Origin of the sequence: Ahrensia marina (assembly GCF_042140245.1) — a bacterium.
GTDB lineage: Bacteria > Pseudomonadota > Alphaproteobacteria > Rhizobiales > MH13 > MH13.
Window position 1 is genome coordinate 31,903 of the sequence record NZ_CP159483.1, and the last position, 17,425, is coordinate 49,327.

The window sequence follows — 17,425 nt, forward strand, 5'->3', positions numbered from 1 at the left end:
GTGACCGCTACACCTTTGCGCCTTGTTGTGCCTGTCGGTATGGCGCTGGCTCTGACCGGCTGCGCCAGCGTTTCGGTACCCTTTGGTGACGTGTTTGGGTCCAAACCAGAACCGCTGCACACCGCCTCCATCGATGCGTCCGAAAACAACGCAGATGGCAGCCTGGACACGAGCATGCCACCAGAGCTGAATGCTGTCGCGCCAATTGAACCGGCCCGCTCAAGTGAGACCTCGCAACGGCCCGTTGATGATCTGATCGCCAGCCTTCCTGCCGATAGCAGCCCACGTGTTTCGCTCAGCCAAGCTGATCTCAACGCCATGGGACGCGCGCTCACCCATGTGCTCTCAAGTGATGATGATGCGGGCACCTTCTCCTGGTCGCATGAGGCCACCGGTCGCTCTGGTTTGATGACGCCGTTCCGCCAGCTCAGTTCCAACAGCGCAGGTGCCTGCCGTGTGGTCAGCGTTGAGATCACCGACAATGGCAATGACACCATTTTGCTCGCCGATGCCTGTTTGCAAGGCGACGAATGGGTGTTCGTGACCCCGCGCGCGGGGCAAGTGCTTTAGCCGCAAACGCCTGCCAACGCTGGAAAACAGGCCGGAACGCACCTACATGACGGTCGCAGTTCTTTTCTCCCCTCTTTCACCGGTGTGTTATGCGTGACCCCTATTCTGTTCTTGGTGTGACCAAAGGCGCCGACAGCGCGGCCATCAAATCCGCGTACCGCAAGCTCGCCAAGAAATTTCACCCTGATCAAAACCCGGATGACCCCAAAGCCAAAGAACGCTTTGCTGAGGTCTCAGCGGCCTATGATATCGTTGGTGATGATGAAAAGCGTCGGGCTTTTGATCGTGGCGAGATCGATGCCGATGGCAACCCGACCATGGCGGGCTTCAATCCGTTTGGTGGCCGCGGTGGCTCGCGCGCACAGGGTGGCCCCAATCCAGGGTTTGAAGACATCTTTGCCACTTTCACGCAGGGTCGCGGCCCCGGCTATCGCAACGCCGGTGCCGGGTTCAGCGGTGGCGGCGGTGCCGAAGACATTTTGAAATCCATGTTTGGTGGCGGTGGACCAGATATCGGTGGCATGGGTGGCGCTGGTATGGGCGGCATGGGCGGGCAGGCCCGATCACGCCAGCAGGCAAGACCCAAAAAGGGTGCCGATGTTAAGGTCAGCACGCGGGTCAGCCTGGAAGAGGTGCTGGCCGCCGACAAAGTGCAGGTTGCAATCCCTGGTCAGGGAACGGTGAAGATCGCGCTGCCCAAAGGCGTGGAAGATGGCCAAACCATTCGCTTGAAAGGCAAGGGCAAGCCCTCGCCCACCGGCGGCGCCAATGGCGATGCGCTGGTGACGGTGCGGTTTGCCCAACACTCCAGTTTTAAGGCGGATGGCGCGACGCTCTTGATGGATCTGCCTGTTACGCTGGATGAAGCGGTTTTGGGCGCGCGCATCAGCGTTGCGACGCTTGATGGCACCGTGGCGCTGAACCTGCCGGAAAACGCCCAATCGGGCCGCACCATGCGGCTTAAAGGTCGTGGTTTGCCGACTGCCAAGGACGGCGAACGCGGCGATCTGTTGATCAAAGTGCAGATCAAGCTGCCTGAGGACGGCGATGAGGCGCTGTCAGCGCTGATGAAGCGCTGGCGGACAGACGGTCGGTATAGCGCGCGTTAGGATCAGGAGCGCAGGCGGCGCAGCAGATCAACTGAAGGCTCGCCTGTGACCTGCAAACCCTGGCTGCGCTGATAGTCGCTGATCGCGGCGCGCGAGTTGGGCCCAATCACACCATCCACACCATCGGTATCAAAGCCGAGTGCCGTCAGCCTTTCCTGAAGCTCCTTGCGGTCGGCTTTGGTCAAACCGTTGGCATCGGGCGGAAAGGGTGTTTGCAAAGGTCCACCGCCTGCAATGCGGTCTGCCAGATGACCAACGCCAATCGCATAAGAATTGGAGTTGTTGTAGCGCTTGATCACACGAAAATTGTCGGTCACTGCGAAGCGCGGCCCACCCGGCTGCGGCTGAATGATCTCACCGCCTGACGCGCCATTGGTAACCTCCTGGCCCCAACGCACGCCGCGGGTCCACCCCATCTGTTGAAGATAGGCCGCCGCGGAGGCCAGCGCATCGGTCGGGTCATCAGACCAGATGTCACGACGGCCGTCGCCAGTGAAATCCACCGCATAGGCTTCGTAGGTCGTCGGAATGAACTGGGTGTGCCCCATGGCACCCGCCCAACTGCCGCTCAAAAGAGGGGCTGAGATGTCGCCGTTTTGTAGAATCTTCAGGGCGGCGATCAGCTGCTGCTCAAAAAACCGTCCACGGCGCCCATCAAAAGCCAGTGTCGATGTGGCCGAGATAACCGAGATGTTGCCGCGCCGCTCGCCAAAAGAGCTCTCTAGCCCCCAGATCGCCGTGATGATTTCAGCGTCCACACCATAGGTCTCTTCCAGGCGCGCCAGCACGGTACGATGGAAGGTGTAAGCCGTTCGGCCGTTGCGCACGCGCTCATCAGAGGCGGCAATGGCCAGATAGTCTTCAAGCGTGCGGGTGAACTCGGTTTGGTTTCTGTCACGGCTCACAACACCCGGCAGAAAGCCTGCATTGGCAAAAGCAGTATCAAGCGTGGCATCGGTGATGCCCGCCGCCCGCGCGCGCGGCAGGAAGGATGATACCCATGCATCATAGGCCGCGTTGGGCGTTGGCCGAAGATCGTCGGCGAGCTGATCGCTGGCGTAGCTATAAGCATCCACCAGGCCACCGCTGGCGCAACCGCTCAGTGCCGTTGCAAGCATTCCAAGTCCAAAAGTTCGACGGGTCACAGGCATGATCTATCCTACCAAGACTACAGGCTCTAACGCGTGTTCAGAATCAGTATGCCACTCATAACGACCAGCTTATGCCAATAAAATTAACGCTGCGACCGGAACACAACAAAGTTGCAGCGACCAGGTGTTGAGCCAGACAACACGAGTACTGGCTTGATTGATGTCACAGCCAAATAGGACTGCCTGGCTACCCTTGCACACAAGAAGGGTTTCTCATGACCAGTGATGTTGATGGCTTGGTGGATTGGCTTTTGGCGGGCGATGTCGCCGTTCGCTACCAGGCTATGCGCGACCTTCTCAACGACAATCAAAAGCCACTGCAAGACCGGATCTCCCAGTCAGGTTGGGGTCATCAGTTTCTTGCCAAACGCAATCTAGATGGTACCTGGGGTGATGCTTTCTATCAGCCGAAATGGACCTGCACACACTACACGCTGCTGGACTTGAAAGCCCTGCAAATGGCGCCTGGAACGCCTGGCATTCTCGATGTCATCCTTCAGATCGTTGGCCGCAACATAGCTGGCGACGGCGGGCTTGGGACAACACCCGGCCTGAAGAAAAGCGACGTTTGCGTGAACGGCATGCTGCTCAACTATGCCTGCTACTTTCAAATAGATGAGCCACCAATCAGGTCGATCATCGATTTTCTCCTGAACCAATGGATGGAGGATGGAGGGTTCAATTGTATGCGCAATCGTTCAGGCGCGCGCCATAGCTCGCTGCATTCGACCCTGTCGGTGCTTGAAGGTTTTTTGGAATATGAGCGGGCTGGGCATAGGTATCGGCTTGATGAGGTGCGCGAAGCCGCCTGCGCATCACAAAGCTTCATCCTCCAGCACCGGCTTTTCAAATCCGATCGAACGGGCAACATCATCCATGCGGACTTTTTAAAAATGCCTTATCCGGCGCGCTGGCGCTACAACGTGCTGCGCGCCTTGGACTATTTTCGTGATGCTGGTGTCGCTTTTGATCCTCGCATGGCGGACGGCCTTGCAGCGGTCCTGAAAGCAAAGCGCTCAGATGGCAGGTGGCCGCGTATGGCAGCCCTTCCAGGCAAGGTTCATTTTGTTATGGAAACGCCGCGTGGGCCGAGCCGGTGGAACACGCTTTTGGCGCTCCGGGTGATGAAAGCGTACGGATCGCATCTTTAACGCTGCCCAAAATCAACACGACCCACCAGGCTGCTCGCCGAATGGACGTGATCCGGTGGTTGATCGCCAAGCTGCGCCTGTGACACTCTAAGAACCAACAACCAAGCAGCACCAAGCTGCCGAGGCGCGCGCAAAAATGCTCAGCGCGCGGAGACACCACCGGGAACCAGCATGCACCAGACGCTCTACCTGTCGCATCCAAGCTATCTGGATCATGCAACGCCCACCGGGCACCCAGAACGACCAGACCGCATTCGCGCGATTGATCGGGCGCTAGAAGCTGAAAAGTTCATGGACCTGGACCGCGACGTCGCGCCTTGGGGGACGTTGGATCAGGTTGCCTATGCCCACCCACTCAACTACGCCACCAGCATTCGCGATGCCTGCCCGGAAGAAGGTTTGGTGCGTATCGATGCCGATACCACCGTCTCACCGGGCACCTGGGAAGCGGCGATGCGGGCTGTTGGCGCCGCCTGCCAGGCGGTGGATGAGGTGATGACGCGCAAGGTGAAGAACGCTTTTTCTGCCTCCCGCCCGCCCGGCCATCATGCCGAGTATGCCCAATCAATGGGGTTCTGTTTTTTCAACAATGCCGCAATCGCCGCCCGCCACGCGCAGGTTGCGCACGACGCCGAGCGTGTGGCGGTGATCGATTTTGACGTCCACCATGGCAATGGCACGCAACACATTCTGTGGAACGATCCGACGATCATGTACGCCTCCACCCATCAGGCTCCGCTCTACCCAGGCACCGGCGCTGTTATTGAAACGGGCGAACACAACACCATCGTCAATGCACCCTTGGCATCCGGCGATGGCACCGAACAGTTCAACGGCGCGATGTTGGAGGTGCTGTTGCCACGCTTGCACGCGTTCAAGCCTGATCTGGTGATCATCTCGGCAGGCTTTGACATGCACACGCGCGATCCGCTGGCCAACATCCATCTGCACGAAGCTGATTTTGTCTGGGTGACCGAACAGTTGATGGAGCTTGCTGAGCAGGGCGCAGGCGGGCGTGTCGTTTCACTGCTTGAAGGCGGCTATGACCTGCAAGGGCTGTCACGCTCGGTGGCAGCGCATGTGGAAACGCTTATGCAGGCCTAATTTGGCCTGATCTCTTGACCTTCGGCACCTCTACCCGCCACGCTTTTGGCGAACGACAGGAGCCTATGCATGAGCGAATTGGACGAAACAGCCGTCGACACCCTCACCTTTGAAACGGCAATGACCGAGCTGGAACGCATTGTGGATCGGCTGGAGCGTGGTGAGGTGGCGTTGGAAGATTCCATCGCGATCTATGAACGCGGCGAGGCACTTAAAGGCCGCTGCGAGGCGTTGTTGAAAGCTGCTGAAGAACGGGTGGAAAAAATCCGGCTGTCTTCCTCAGGCGAGGCAGCTGGCACCGAGCCGCTCGACTCCTAACCGATGCTTGGGCGCTAAACATGCTTGGCCCGTTTGCCCTGTTTTGCGGCGTGATCATTTTGATCGGTTGGGTGTTCCTTATCCGCGATTGGATTGCGAGCACCAACTGGAGCACAGTGCGTGGTACGGTGCGCGGGGTGGATGTGGTGGCAGCTCAACGCACCGACCCCTATCGCCCTTGGCAGCAGATGGACGGCTTTCACGCCATCATCCGCTACGCCTATGAGGTGGATGCGCAGACCTATGTGGGCGAGCGCTTTTCGGCCACCCGGTCACCGTTTTTTGCCACCGAAGCTGACGCCAACACGTTCCTTCAGCGCTTTCCCTTGCATTCGCACCTCACCGTGCGCGTTGACCCGTCCAACCCGAAGCAGACCGTGCTGCAACGCCAACTCTCAGCCGCTGATGCTTTGCCAGGTTATCTTGGTATGGGCTGCATGATGGTTGGCTTGCTGCTGCTTTGATCGTTTTTTGAAACGATAGGCGGGGGACTGTTCGGCAATTGCCGACAGTCTGTCCTTCCGCCAGCGGATCGACAACGTTCACCACCACCCCTATCTCTCCATCATCTCTCTTGTTGATGAAAGGCTGATGGCGATGAGCTGGCAACCCGACCTTGATCCCAAACTTGGCGATCCGAAATCCTGCGATGCCATTGAAACCCTGATTGTCCCGCGTGCTCGCGACCTGGGTGGGTTCGAAGTGCGTCGCGCCCTGCCCTCAGCTAAGCGCCAGATGGTGGGACCGTTCATCTTTTTCGATCAGATGGGGCCAGCAGAGTTTTTGGTTGGCGGCGGGATTGATGTGCGACCGCACCCGCACATTGGTTTGGCAACGGTCACCTATCTGTTTGAAGGCGAGGTTTTGCATCGGGATTCGCTGGGCACCGAGCTTTCCATCAAACCGGGCGAGCTGAACCTGATGTCGGCTGGCAAAGGGATCGTGCATTCTGAGCGCACATCTGAGGCCGCCAAGGCACTGGGGCCAAAGCTGTTCGGTATCCAAAGCTGGGTGGCGCTGCCGGAAAGCCACGAAGAGTCTGCCCCGGCCTTCATCCACTACAGCGCCGATGAACTTCCCATGCTCAACGATCACGGCGTGAGCTTGCGCGTGGTTGCCGGCGAAGTGATGGGTGTCAAAGCACCGACCGAAACGGCGTGGCCAACGCTCTACGCCGATGCTGTGATGGCCGCAGGATCATCGATCCCGCTTGACGCGACCTATGAAGAACGCGGCATCTACACCGTCAAAGGCGAGATTGAGATTGCCGGTGATGTTTTTGGGCCAGGCCAACTTTTGGTCTTCAAACCCGGCGATACCATCACCGTCAAAGCCAAGGATGATGCGCGGTTTATCATCCTTGGTGGCGAGCCGATGGACTCCAAACGCTACATTTGGTGGAACTTTGTCTCTTCGTCCAAAGAACGCATTGAACAAGCCAAGGCAGACTGGAAAGAGAAGCGCTTCGACATCGTACCCGGCGATGAGGAAGAGTTCATCCCACTGCCAGACTAGCGGGACGCATTCTCTAAGACGAAAGTCAAATGTATTAGACACTATAAGTGTCAGACTTTCTTTACAGTCAAAGTCGGCGTAGGGTGGACGATACAGTTCCCCCTACGCGTCACGATGGCGCGTCTTATTGGCTCAACTGATGCGCTAGTGTGACCACATGGATATGATTGAACGCCCCAACACACCGCTCCTTGATACGATTGCAGATCCCAGTGATTTGAAAGGCTTGTCGCACGATGAGCTGGCTCAGATCGCCGAAGAAGTGCGCGCAGAAATGATCTCTGCCGTCTCGGTAACAGGGGGGCATCTGGGTGCCGGGCTCGGTGTGGTTGAACTGACGGTAGCCTTGCATGCGGTGTTCAACACGCCCGATGACAAGCTGATCTGGGATGTCGGACATCAGTGCTACCCACACAAAATTCTCACCGGACGGCGGGACCGTATCCGCACCATCCGCCAGGGCGGCGGCCTATCGGGGTTCACCAAGCGGGCTGAAAGCACCTACGATCCATTTGGAGCGGCGCATTCCTCCACTTCCATTTCGGCAGGCTTGGGGATGGCCGTGGCGCGCGACCTGACCGGCGGCACCAACAATGTGGTTTCAGTCATCGGCGACGGATCGATGTCGGCGGGCATGGCCTATGAAGCCATGAACAATGCCGGCGCGATGGACGCACGGCTGATCGTGATCCTCAACGACAATGACATGTCGATTGCTCCACCGACCGGCGCCATGAGCGCCTATCTGGCGCGGCTCGTCTCCGGCAACACCTATCGCTCGGTGCGCGAGGGGCTGAAGCGCGTGGCCAACAAGCTGCCGCCCTATTGGCACAAGAAGGCCGCGCAAGCTGAAGAGTTCACCCGCTCATTCTTCACCGGCGGCACGATGTTTGAGGAGCTTGGCTTCTACTATGTCGGCCCCATTGATGGGCACAACATCCATCATTTGATGCCTGTGCTTGAGAATGTGCGTGATGCGCAAACCGGGCCAATCCTGGTGCATGTGCGTACCCAGAAGGGCAAAGGCTATGGCCCTGCTGAGGCGTCCTCAGACAAATATCACGGTGTTTCCAAGTTCAACGTGATCACCGGCGAGCAAGCGAAAAGCAAACCCAATGCGCCTGCCTACACCCGTGTCTTCGGGCAATCGCTGATCCGCGAGGCTGAGGAAGACAACCGGGTGGTCGGAATCACCGCAGCAATGCCCGGCGGCACCGGTATTGATATGTTCGGACAGGCGTTTCCGGCACGCACCTTTGATGTGGGTATTGCCGAGCAGCATGCGGTGACATTTGCTGCCGGCATGGCAAGCGATGGCATGAAGCCGTTTTGCGCCATCTACTCCACCTTCCTGCAACGCGGCTATGACCAGGTCGTGCACGATGTGTCGATCCAGGGGCTGCCAGTGCGCTTCCCCATCGACCGTGCCGGTTTGGTGGGTGCTGATGGACCAACCCACGCAGGATCATTCGACATTGCCTATCTTGGCTGCCTGCCTGGCTTCACCATCATGGCTGCAGGCGATGAAGCGGAGTTGGTGCATATGGTGCGCACGGCTGCCGCTTACGATGAAGGCCCGATTGCCTTCCGCTATCCACGCGGCGAAGGGGTTGGCGTCGATTTGCCGGATCGCGGCTCCATCCTGGAAATCGGTAAAGGGCGGATCGTGCGCGAGGGCTCGACCGTTGCGATTCTATCTCTGGGCTCGCGCCTGAAGGATGCTCTGGTTGCCGCTGACACGCTGGAGACCGAAGGGCTCTCGACGACTGTTGCCGATGCACGCTTCGCCAAGCCGCTGGATGTTGATTTGGTCGCCCGCCTTGCGCGTGAGCACGAAGTGCTGATCACAGTGGAAGAAGGCTCCGTTGGTGGCTTCGGCTCGTTCGTTTTGCATGCGCTGAACGATGCGGCACTGCTTGATGGCCGCTTGAAGCTTGCCACACTGACACTGCCAGATCGCTATATTGACCAGGACAGTCCCGCCAAAATGGTGGCCGAGGCAGGCCTTGATGCCGATGGTATTGTGCGCAGCGTCTTTAAGCTGCTAGGGCGCGAAGAGTATGTTGCTCCTGTAAGGGCTTAAACGCTCAAGGGGCAAACCAACTCGGCCCCTTACAGTACAGGCGCATCCATGGGCGCACTTGCTCCCTTCACAGCGTTGCTGATTTCCACGGCACTGTTGGTGTCGGGCTATTCGCTGCAAAACGCGCTGATACCGCTGCGCGGCGAAGCGGAAGCCTTTGGCGCGTTTTGGGTTGGCGGCCTGGGGTCGGGCTTCTTTCTGGGCTATGCGTTGGGGTGCTGGTTCGCGCCGTCATTGGTGGCCCGCGCGGGGCACATCCGCGTTTTTGCCGCTTTTGTTGGGCTGATGTCCGGCACGATCCTGCTACACCCGCTGGCAATTGATCCAGCCTTTTGGGTGCTGTTGCGGATGATCACCGGCTTTGCCATGGCCGCCCTCTACATCATCTTGGAAAGCTGGCTCAACGAGCGCACCGACAATGCCAACCGCGGCACGGTCATGTCGTTCTATGTGATGATCAACTTTGCCATGATCGCGTCTGGCCAAATGCTGCTGACGGTTTATCCGCTCGATAGTTTTGCGCTTTTCACCATCGCTTCGGTGTTGATTTCGTTTGCGGCGCTGCCTTTGGCGCTCAGTCGAGCAACGCAGCCTGCGCCGCTCTATGAGGTTCGCCTCAATCTTCGGAAAATCTATCAGACCTCACCGGTGGGTCTCGTCAGCATCATTGGCGTTGGCCTTACCACCGGAAGCTTCTGGGCATTTGGCGGGGTTTTTGCCACGCGCTCTGGCATGGACAGCGATGGCGCAGCCCTGTTCCTGTCCGTCACCATTTTGGGGGCAGCGCTGTTTCAATGGCCGATTGGGCGCCTCTCCGACAAAATCGACCGCCGGTTTGTCTTGGTGGCCCTCAATTCTGCGGCTGTGCTGGTTTGCGTGATGGTGAGCCTTCTTGGCCCCAACCAACCGGCATTGATTCTGCTTGCCGGGTTTGTGTTTGGCTCTGTTATCTTCCCAACCTATGCGCTGGCCGTTGCGCATACTTTTGACCACGCCGAAGCCGATCAGCACGTCACTCTCGCTTCAGGCCTCTTGCTTGCCTTTGCCCTTGGTTCGGCGACCGGGCCATTGGTCGCCTCTGTTGCCGTTGATCAACTGGGTGGGATCGGACTGTTCACCTATGCCGCCTTTGTGCAAGCGCTGATGGTTGTGTTCATGGGCGTTCGCATTGCTCAGCGCACGGCTATCGCGGATGAAGACAAAGAGGACTTCACCCTCTATGCCACCGCCCCTGTCGGTGCTGTCTTGGTCGATTCTGAGCTGGGCGACCAAGACATTGATTTGTTCGAACCTGAACCGATGGTATTTGAGCCTGAGACAGCAGATGATGACGATAGCGAACAGGCCAAAAACGATGGCCCTGCGGCATAGGGTAAGCTTGCGCGTTGGGCCAAGGAGCGAGATAACGCGCTCATGAGACCGATTGCTGCCTTCACCATACTTCGCCAGCCGCTTGCGGCGTTGGCTCTGTGTGCGTTGTTGGCACAGCAGTTGGTTGGGTTTGTGCTGATCGCATCACCTGCCATGGCCCTGGAGAGCGGCTTCTCGCTTTGCCTCTCCGGACCGCCCGGGGCCGATGACAACCCCAAGGATGTGATCGGTGGCGCAGGCTTTTGTCCCTGCACGCTGACAACATCCCTGGCGCTATTGTCGCCATCAGGGCCGCAGATGGCTGCACCTGAAACACTATTGCTTGCGCTGTCTTTTGCTGCGCACGGAAGCTTGCTCTTCGACAGCCCTCCGACCGGCCCACCGCCAGCACGGGCACCACCTGCAATCCTTCACAGCTGAACGATTTCTCTTTTTTCGTCTTTGTGAAGGACACCCCCAATGACCAAATCTCTTCTCGTTGCCGCGAGCGCTTTGGCGCTTGCCTTCTCTTCTTCTGTCGCTCTGGCGCATGATGGCCACGATGATGATGACGCCATGCATGATGGGATGACAGTGAGTGTTGGCGCGCTAGAACTCTCCGAGCTGCGCACACTGGAAACACCACCCAATGCCCGCAACGCTGGTGGTTTTGTGACCATCGTGAACACCGGCGATGTGGACAATCGACTGGTTTCAGCCACCTCGCCTGTGTCTGAGCGTGTGGAATTGCACACCATGACCATGGACGGCGATGTGATGCGCATGCGCGAGCTTGAAGAGGGCATTGCTCTGCCAGCTGGTGAAACGGTGGAACTGAAGCCAGGCGGTTTGCACGTGATGTTCATAGGCCTCAGCGCGCCCTTCGTGACAGGTGAAACAGTGCCGGTGACGCTGACCTTTGAAAGCGGCGACACACAGGAACTAATCATGCCCGTTATGGAGCGCACCATGGAGATGATGCATGGTGACGATGATAACGAAGGTCATGATCACAGCAGCGATGGGAGCCACAACTGATGCAAGCGGTACGGATCATCCTTTGGGGTGCGGTTGCGCTCATCGTGTTGGGTATGGGGGCGTTTTTGGCGCTCACCACCATGCGTGGCCAAGCACCCGATCAGAGCGCTCTTTATGAAGGGGTCGACAGTGTTGGCGGTCCTTTCACCCTGGTGCGCTCCGACACCGGTGAGACGGTGACGCAAGAGGACTTTGCCGACAAACCCAAGGCGATCTTCTTTGGCTTCACCTACTGCCCGGATGTATGCCCAACAACGTTGTTTGAGCTTTCCACCTATCTTGACCAGCTTGGGCCGCTGGCCGACGACATCCATGTGCTGATGGTCACCATCGACCCTGAGCGCGACACCCCGGAGTTTCTGGAGCAGTATGTTGCGGCGTTTTCCGATACCATTGTTGGGCTAACAGGCACGCAAGAGGCCGTGGATGAGGCTGTGGCCAACTACCGCGTCTATGCCCGTCGGGTCGAGCTTGATGATGGCGATTACACGATGGACCACACCGCCTCGATTTTCTTGATGAACGAGGACAACCAGCTTGTGGGCACCATCGCCTACCAGGAAAACCCTGAAACGGCTTTTCCCAAGCTGGAGCGGCTGGCCCGTATGGGCAGCTAAAGCGCCGCCTCCACCAGGCTGCGACACTATAGGTGAATGGCGGGCCCTTGCCGGGGCTCGCCATTGGCACCAAATTCTTCTGCATACTGTGCAGGAGCGACCATGGCTGAGCCCAATCCGTTAAGTCTATCGAAGCTTGCCACCCGCGCGCGCTACATCGCGCGCCAGGGCACACGGGTTGGCTGGTATGCCGGCCAAGCCTATCGCATGCGGCGCATGCAGCAACAGGCCGTGAAGCGTGACCCCTCGCTGAAAACCGATGTGAAACCGCCACAGACAAAGGTCCCCGGCGTGCCAGAACTGCTGCGCGGCGTGGCAGCCCTGTCGGCGCGGGACCTGTCCAACATCGAGACTGGCCTCTACCCCGCACCACGCGAGGATGAGCGCTGGGTGGATCGCATTCGCGATGCCCGCGCCTTTTTTGCAGATGCCCCTGAGGTGGCCCGCAGGCGCGCGGAGAAGCGACATCAGGAGGCCCGCGAGGCACCGCAAGCCGACAAACGCCCGCGCTACTACCAACAAAACTTCCATTTCCAGACCGATGGCTGGATGAGCGACGAGTCCGCGCGGCTCTATGATACGCAGGTGGAGGTGCTGTTCACCGGTGCCACAGCTGCCATGCGACGCATGGGGTTGGTGCCGGTTGCCAACTGGATGAAGGGCAAGGATCAGCGCCACCTACGCGCGGTGGATCTGGCGACTGGTCCCGGCAACTTCGCTGATGCCCTCGCCCAAGCCTATCCGCGTATGCCCTTGATGGCGCTCGACCTGTCAGAGGCCTATGCCAATCACGCCGTCAAACGCTTCAAGCGCTATCGCCATCAGCAAGGCATGGTGGCCAAGGCTGAAGAGATGCCTTTTGGCGAGGCGTCTTTGGATCTCACATCATCGGTCTTTCTGTTCCACGAGCTTCCGCCGAAAATTCGAGTGGCCGTCGCCGAAGAGATCGCCCGTGTGTTGAAGCCAGGTGGGTTGTTTGTGTTCGTCGACAGTTTGCAGCCTGGCGACACGCCCGCCTATGACGGGCTGTTGGAACTGTTTCCGCAGCTTTTCCATGAGCCCTATTACACCACCTATGCGACGACCGATCTGATTGACCTGTTTCAGTCGGCAGGCCTTAAGATCATGCACGAGGATACGGCGTTCTTTTCCAAGGTGCTTGCCTTCGAAAAGCCATTCTGAGCGACCAATACGTGGTATCACGTAAACCAAAGATGCTGCGGTAAGAAGGGTAGCAAGCCAAACATGGCAGGCGTTGTCAAAGGATGGATGTTGCGCATCGCAGGCTGGGGTCTGGTGGCCCTCGGCCTTGTGATGTTGGTTCTACCGATCCCGCTTGGCATTCCGGTGATGGCTTTTGGCCTTGTTATTCTCATCACCACATCGCGGACAGCGCGCCGTATGATCCGCTGGCTGAGGATGCATTCGCGACCGGTTGACCACAGCTTCACCTATCTGGAGACGCGCGTGCCGACGCGTCTTGGCGCGACCTTGAGGAAAACGCGTTTCCGCCGGGTTGGTCGGCGCGCCATGCGGACCGCTCAAGCCGCCGTCAAGCCGTAAGGCAATTCAGTCGATATCGATATCAAGGCCGAGATCGAGCGAAGGTGCTGACGAGGTCAACCAACCGGACGAGATGTAGTCGACGCCACTTTCAGCAACACCGGCTATTGTCTCCAGCGTGATGCCGCCGGACGCTTCCAATATCACCGGCTTGCCGCCCGCTTCCTGGTTCATCGCCACTCCTTTGGCCAGTGTTTCCGGTGGCATGTTGTCGAGCATGACGACGTCGGGGCGTTCAGCATCAGGCAACGCCAAGATCAGCGCAAACTGATCGAGCGTATCCACCTCAATCTCAATGGCCATCAGGTGTCCGGCATAGGCCTTGGCAGCACGTACCGCCTCCACCACGCCACCACAGACGGCGATGTGATTGTCTTTGATCAGGATCGCATCATCGAGCCCGAAACGATGGTTCGAGCCGCCACCTTTGCGCACAGCGTATTTCTGCACAGCGCGTAAGCCTGGAAGCGTCTTACGGGTGCAGGTCACTTTGGCTGACGTATGGGCGATGGCATCGGCATAGGTCTGCGTGGCCGTGGCGATGCCTGACAGATGGGTAAGGAAGTTTAGCGCCACGCGCTCAGCTGACAGCAGCAAGAGCGCTGGGCCAGCAATGCGCGCCACCACGTCGCCAGGTTGAACGCGATGACCATCGGTAATGGCTGCATGAAAGGCGAGACCATCGCCGATCTGGCGAAAGGCTGCTTCTGCCAATGGTAGGCCAGCGATGGTGCCAGGCACCCGCGCGCGGATAACCGCTTCAGCGCGCGCACCAGCTGGCAGGCAAGCTTGGCTTGTTACATCCCCTGCCCGGCCCAAATCTTCCAGCAAGGCCGCGCGCACTAGCTCATCGATGATAGGGCGGGGCAAGTCGTTTTGAAGAACAGACATAGGAAGCCTTGGCAGTTGATCTCACGCGGCGTGTGGCATGTCATCCACCGCCGTACGCAGATTGGCAAGGGTCCAGAACGAACGCTTGGCTTGGTCCACATCTGTATCGGGATAGTCGGCACGGGCATGGCCACCCCGGCTTTCGGTGCGCTTCAGAGCACTGGCCGTCACGATCCAAGCGGCCAACGCCATGTTGCGGACCGAAAGGTTGATCGCGTTGTCCTTGATGGTGCCAAGCGTTTCCAGCGCCGCCGTCAAACCCTCGCCTGTGCGCTCCACACCGACATGCTTGCCCATCACCATGCGTATGGCACGCATGGCTTCCTCATCGGAGTGCGAGAGAACGACCGAGCCAGAGCTTGCACCCACCTCCGCGTGGCGTAACTCCGGCACAGGCATCAAGCGCAGAATGTCTTCGGCAATACGGGCTGAGAAAACCACTGCCTCGAGCAATGAGTTGGACGCCAGACGGTTGGCGCCATGGGCACCGGTGGAGGACACTTCGCCCGCAGCCCAAAGCCCATCCAGCGAAGTGCGACCGTAAGCGTCGGTGAGAATGCCACCCATATGGTAGTGCGCAGCGGGCTCCACTGGCAGTGGCTCTTTGACCGGATCAAGGCCCGCTTCCATCGCGCTTTCATAGACGGTGGGAAACATGTCGGGGAACTTGGCGCCGATCGCCTCGCGGCAGTCCAAAAACGCTCCTTTGCCCGATTGAACCGCACGGTGAATGGCACGGGCCACAATGTCGCGTGGGGCCAGCTCAAGGTCTTCGTGCACGCCTTCCATCAGCCGCGTGCCATCAGCGTGATGCAGTGTTGCGCCCTTGCCGCGCAGGGCTTCGGTGGCCAGTGGCGCGGGGTCTTTTCCGACAGCCAGAGCTGTTGGGTGAAACTGCACAAACTCAGCATCAGCGATGATCGCCCCAGCTCGCGCCGCCATCGCAAGGCCTTGCCCACGCGCTTCCACAGGATTGGTGGTGACAGCGTAAAGCCCGCCCGTTCCGCCGGATGTTAGTACAACGGCGCGCGTGTGCAGTGTTGTCGGCACCTCTGCCTGACCGCTATCGCCGCGCGACTGCAGGCCAACAACCTGACGCCCCTCGGTCAGGATCGCTTCAACGACATGGTTTTCAATGACGCGAATAGACGGTGTGTTGGCGACCGTTTCAATGAGAGCGGCCATGATGGCCTGACCGGCACGATCGCCCTGAACGTGCACAATGCGATCCACCGAATGCGCAGCCTCTCGACCGAACGTCAGGCGACCTTGAAGATCGGTGTCGAACGGCACGCCATAGGTCAGCAGATCCTGAATGCGAACATTGGCCTCTTTGACCAAAAGCTCGGCCATGGCCTCATCGACCAGACCTGCTCCGGCGGCGATGGTGTCTGCCAGATGGGACTGCCAGGTGTCGCCTTCGGCGATGGCCGCTGCGATACCGCCTTGTGCCCAGGCCGAGGATGCACCGATGCCAAGAGGCGCCGCCGTCACCACCGTTACCGGCCGTGGGGCCATTTTGAGGGCGCAGAAAAGCCCCGCCAGGCCGCCACCGACAATGACAACGTCATCGACAAACATGTCCATCTCGCTCGCCTTGCTGCTTGGACCCAAGGCCCAAGCCTTAGGGTCAGGCCCTAATTGTTCAGGTTCACCATCGCTTCAACCGACGCGCGGGCGCGCTTGGCCATTTCTTGCGCAATGAGAACTTCGCCTTCCACGGTGAGCAGCGTATCAAGGATTTTTGGCAATGTGATACGTTTCATGTGCGGACAGAGATTGCACGGGCGCACAAACTCCACATCCGGCGCTGACGCAGCCACATTGTCGGCCATGGAGCACTCGGTGACCATCAACACTTTACCCTGACCGTTCTCCACCACCCAATCGATGATGCCAGCGGTGGACCCTGTGTAGTCGGCCTCAGCGATCACATCCGGTGGGCACTCTGGGTGGGCAATCACTTTGATCGATGGGTCGGACGCCTTGTAGTCGCGCAGTTCTTCGCCTGTGAAACGCTCATGCACCTCGCAGGCGCCTTTCCAGGCGATGATATCCACCTCGGTTTGGGTCGCAACCCAACGGGCGAGATACTGATCAGGCAAAAAGATCACACGATCCGTGCCCAGACTCTCGACCACCTGCACGGCGTTTGAGGACGTGCAACAGATATCAACCTCGGCCTTCACGTCTGCCGATGTGTTCACATAGGCAACCACAGGCACGCCGGGATACGCCGCTTTCAATGCGCGCACATCAGCGCCCGTGATGGACGACGCCAGTGAACAACCGGCTTTCATGTCCGGGATGAGAACTGTTTTCTCGGGGTTCAGCAGCTTGGATGTCTCGGCCATAAAGTGGACGCCGCACTGGATGATGATATCGGCATCCACCTTCGTTGCTTCCTTGGCCAGTTGCAGGCTGTCGCCGACAATGTCTGACACACCATGGAAGATTTCTGGTGTCTGGTAATTGTGCGCCAAGATCGCTGCGCCACGAACTTTTTTCAGCTCGTTGATCGCCTTGATGTAGGGCGCGTGCACAGGCCACTCGATGCGAGGAATCGCATGGCTCATCTTTTCGTAAAGATGGCCGACAGCAGCTTCCACCTCAGGTGTGTAGGTAAGGTCTGGCATCGGCAGGCGCTCAAACGTGCGCGAGGGCGCCGGTATCGGCGCATCGTGCCAGTCCGGGGTTGCCACCGGGGTGAGTGTGCGTGGGCTTTCGATGCGAAACTCGCGCTCTTGCACGGCTGTCATGATCTGCCTCCTCCAGGCAAATGCCCAGGGGCCCTCAAAAGGCCACACAAGGGCTATTTCTCACTTGGAGCATAACTCTGATGAATAGACTTTTGCTCATGTTGAGTTTTAGTATAGGGATTTTCTGCTCCTCTTGCAAGGCGGCAACGGTACTGAACCGTCCGGTACGGCGGATGCGGCATCGATCGGTTGAAGCACTCTTCCGG

The 17,425-nt window shown here is 58.8% G+C and carries 18 protein-coding genes; 14 read left to right on the plus strand and 4 right to left on the minus strand.

Features of this window, described 5'->3' with window-relative positions:
* Together ABWH92_RS00165 and ABWH92_RS00170 are read left to right on the plus strand one after the other, a co-directional pair.
* A complete protein-coding gene (locus tag ABWH92_RS00165) occupies positions 1 to 570 on the plus strand; it encodes a hypothetical protein (protein ID WP_375571031.1) in 570 nt (189 codons plus the stop codon).
* Positions 571 to 659: 89 nt separating this feature from the next.
* Positions 660 to 1,679 (plus strand): DnaJ C-terminal domain-containing protein, encoded by a 1,020-nt coding sequence (locus tag ABWH92_RS00170; protein WP_375571033.1) that lies wholly within the window; start codon positions 660 to 662, stop codon positions 1,677 to 1,679.
* A 2-nt stretch (positions 1,680 to 1,681) separates the two neighbouring features.
* Here the strand turns inward: ABWH92_RS00170 and ABWH92_RS00175 are convergent, their stop codons facing one another.
* On the minus strand, positions 1,682 to 2,830 hold the full coding sequence (locus tag ABWH92_RS00175) for a lytic murein transglycosylase (RefSeq protein ID WP_375571035.1): 1,149 nt from the start codon (positions 2,828 to 2,830) through the stop codon (positions 1,682 to 1,684).
* 215 nt (positions 2,831 to 3,045) lie between these two features.
* Between ABWH92_RS00175 and ABWH92_RS00180 the strand changes: the two genes are divergently transcribed.
* From ABWH92_RS00180 to ABWH92_RS00235, 12 genes are all read left to right on the plus strand, one after another.
* Positions 3,046 to 3,981: a hypothetical protein gene (locus tag ABWH92_RS00180; RefSeq protein WP_375571037.1), complete on the plus strand. Its 936-nt coding sequence runs from the start codon at positions 3,046 to 3,048 to the stop codon at positions 3,979 to 3,981.
* Positions 3,982 to 4,152: 171 nt separating this feature from the next.
* Positions 4,153 to 5,085: a histone deacetylase family protein gene (locus ABWH92_RS00185; protein WP_375571039.1), complete on the plus strand. Its 933-nt coding sequence runs from the start codon at positions 4,153 to 4,155 to the stop codon at positions 5,083 to 5,085.
* Between the two features lie 69 nt (positions 5,086 to 5,154).
* Entirely contained in the window at positions 5,155 to 5,403 is a 249-nt protein-coding gene (locus ABWH92_RS00190) for an exodeoxyribonuclease VII small subunit (RefSeq protein WP_375571041.1), read from the plus strand.
* Between the two features lie 20 nt (positions 5,404 to 5,423).
* A complete protein-coding gene (locus ABWH92_RS00195; protein WP_375571043.1) occupies positions 5,424 to 5,867 on the plus strand; it encodes a DUF3592 domain-containing protein in 444 nt (147 codons plus the stop codon).
* Between the two features lie 133 nt (positions 5,868 to 6,000).
* Complete coding sequence (locus tag ABWH92_RS00200) at positions 6,001 to 6,918, plus strand: pirin family protein (RefSeq protein ID WP_375571045.1); 918 nt, start codon at positions 6,001 to 6,003, stop codon at positions 6,916 to 6,918.
* 166 nt (positions 6,919 to 7,084) lie between these two features.
* Complete coding sequence (dxs, locus tag ABWH92_RS00205) at positions 7,085 to 9,001, plus strand: 1-deoxy-D-xylulose-5-phosphate synthase (protein ID WP_375574293.1); 1,917 nt, start codon at positions 7,085 to 7,087, stop codon at positions 8,999 to 9,001.
* Between the two features lie 48 nt (positions 9,002 to 9,049).
* Positions 9,050 to 10,372, plus strand: coding sequence for an MFS transporter (locus ABWH92_RS00210; protein WP_375571046.1), 1,323 nt, complete (start codon positions 9,050 to 9,052; stop codon positions 10,370 to 10,372).
* Positions 10,373 to 10,414: 42 nt separating this feature from the next.
* Complete coding sequence (locus ABWH92_RS00215; protein WP_375571048.1) at positions 10,415 to 10,792, plus strand: hypothetical protein; 378 nt, start codon at positions 10,415 to 10,417, stop codon at positions 10,790 to 10,792.
* A 39-nt stretch (positions 10,793 to 10,831) separates the two neighbouring features.
* Positions 10,832 to 11,389, plus strand: a complete 558-nt coding sequence (locus ABWH92_RS00220) for a copper chaperone PCu(A)C (RefSeq protein WP_375571050.1) — start codon at positions 10,832 to 10,834, stop codon at positions 11,387 to 11,389.
* Positions 11,389 to 12,006, plus strand: a complete 618-nt coding sequence (locus ABWH92_RS00225; RefSeq protein ID WP_375571052.1) for an SCO family protein — start codon at positions 11,389 to 11,391, stop codon at positions 12,004 to 12,006. Before ABWH92_RS00220 ends, ABWH92_RS00225 begins: the two co-directional genes overlap by 1 nt.
* Positions 12,007 to 12,108: 102 nt before the next feature.
* Positions 12,109 to 13,188: a class I SAM-dependent methyltransferase gene (locus ABWH92_RS00230; RefSeq protein ID WP_375571054.1), complete on the plus strand. Its 1,080-nt coding sequence runs from the start codon at positions 12,109 to 12,111 to the stop codon at positions 13,186 to 13,188.
* Between the two features lie 63 nt (positions 13,189 to 13,251).
* On the plus strand, positions 13,252 to 13,569 hold the full coding sequence (locus ABWH92_RS00235) for a PGPGW domain-containing protein (RefSeq protein WP_375571056.1): 318 nt from the start codon (positions 13,252 to 13,254) through the stop codon (positions 13,567 to 13,569).
* A 6-nt stretch (positions 13,570 to 13,575) separates the two neighbouring features.
* Here the strand turns inward: ABWH92_RS00235 and nadC are convergent, their stop codons facing one another.
* Genes nadC through nadA form a run of 3 tightly spaced genes read right to left on the minus strand, consistent with a single transcriptional unit; the run spans position 13,576 to position 17,219 of the window.
* Positions 13,576 to 14,460, minus strand: coding sequence for a carboxylating nicotinate-nucleotide diphosphorylase (nadC, locus tag ABWH92_RS00240; RefSeq protein ID WP_375571057.1), 885 nt, complete (start codon positions 14,458 to 14,460; stop codon positions 13,576 to 13,578).
* A gap of 21 nt (positions 14,461 to 14,481) precedes the next feature.
* Positions 14,482 to 16,047, minus strand: a complete 1,566-nt coding sequence (locus tag ABWH92_RS00245; protein WP_375571059.1) for an L-aspartate oxidase — start codon at positions 16,045 to 16,047, stop codon at positions 14,482 to 14,484.
* 50 nt (positions 16,048 to 16,097) lie between these two features.
* Entirely contained in the window at positions 16,098 to 17,219 is a 1,122-nt protein-coding gene (gene nadA / locus ABWH92_RS00250) for a quinolinate synthase NadA (protein WP_375571061.1), read from the minus strand.
* Between the last annotated feature and the right edge of the window lie 206 nt (positions 17,220 to 17,425).

Bases quoted from the DNA above. Each gene is read 5' to 3' on its own strand.
- nadA (WP_375571061.1), bottom strand. From the start codon at position 17,219: ATGACAGCCGTGCAAGAGCGCGAGTTTCGCATCGAAAGCCCACGCACA.
- ABWH92_RS00180 (WP_375571037.1), top strand. From the start codon at position 3,046: ATGACCAGTGATGTTGATGGCTTGGTGGATTGGCTTTTGGCGGGCGAT.
- ABWH92_RS00175 (WP_375571035.1), bottom strand. From the start codon at position 2,830: ATGCCTGTGACCCGTCGAACTTTTGGACTTGGAATGCTTGCAACGGCA.
- ABWH92_RS00235 (WP_375571056.1), top strand. From the start codon at position 13,252: ATGGCAGGCGTTGTCAAAGGATGGATGTTGCGCATCGCAGGCTGGGGT.
- ABWH92_RS00230 (WP_375571054.1), top strand. From the start codon at position 12,109: ATGGCTGAGCCCAATCCGTTAAGTCTATCGAAGCTTGCCACCCGCGCG.
- ABWH92_RS00220 (WP_375571050.1), top strand. From the start codon at position 10,832: ATGACCAAATCTCTTCTCGTTGCCGCGAGCGCTTTGGCGCTTGCCTTC.
- ABWH92_RS00210 (WP_375571046.1), top strand. From the start codon at position 9,050: ATGGGCGCACTTGCTCCCTTCACAGCGTTGCTGATTTCCACGGCACTG.
- nadC (WP_375571057.1), bottom strand. From the start codon at position 14,460: ATGTCTGTTCTTCAAAACGACTTGCCCCGCCCTATCATCGATGAGCTA.
- ABWH92_RS00225 (WP_375571052.1), top strand. From the start codon at position 11,389: ATGCAAGCGGTACGGATCATCCTTTGGGGTGCGGTTGCGCTCATCGTG.
- ABWH92_RS00200 (WP_375571045.1), top strand. From the start codon at position 6,001: ATGAGCTGGCAACCCGACCTTGATCCCAAACTTGGCGATCCGAAATCC.
- ABWH92_RS00190 (WP_375571041.1), top strand. From the start codon at position 5,155: ATGAGCGAATTGGACGAAACAGCCGTCGACACCCTCACCTTTGAAACG.
- ABWH92_RS00185 (WP_375571039.1), top strand. From the start codon at position 4,153: ATGCACCAGACGCTCTACCTGTCGCATCCAAGCTATCTGGATCATGCA.
- ABWH92_RS00245 (WP_375571059.1), bottom strand. From the start codon at position 16,047: ATGGACATGTTTGTCGATGACGTTGTCATTGTCGGTGGCGGCCTGGCG.
- ABWH92_RS00170 (WP_375571033.1), top strand. From the start codon at position 660: ATGCGTGACCCCTATTCTGTTCTTGGTGTGACCAAAGGCGCCGACAGC.
- ABWH92_RS00215 (WP_375571048.1), top strand. From the start codon at position 10,415: ATGAGACCGATTGCTGCCTTCACCATACTTCGCCAGCCGCTTGCGGCG.
- ABWH92_RS00195 (WP_375571043.1), top strand. From the start codon at position 5,424: ATGCTTGGCCCGTTTGCCCTGTTTTGCGGCGTGATCATTTTGATCGGT.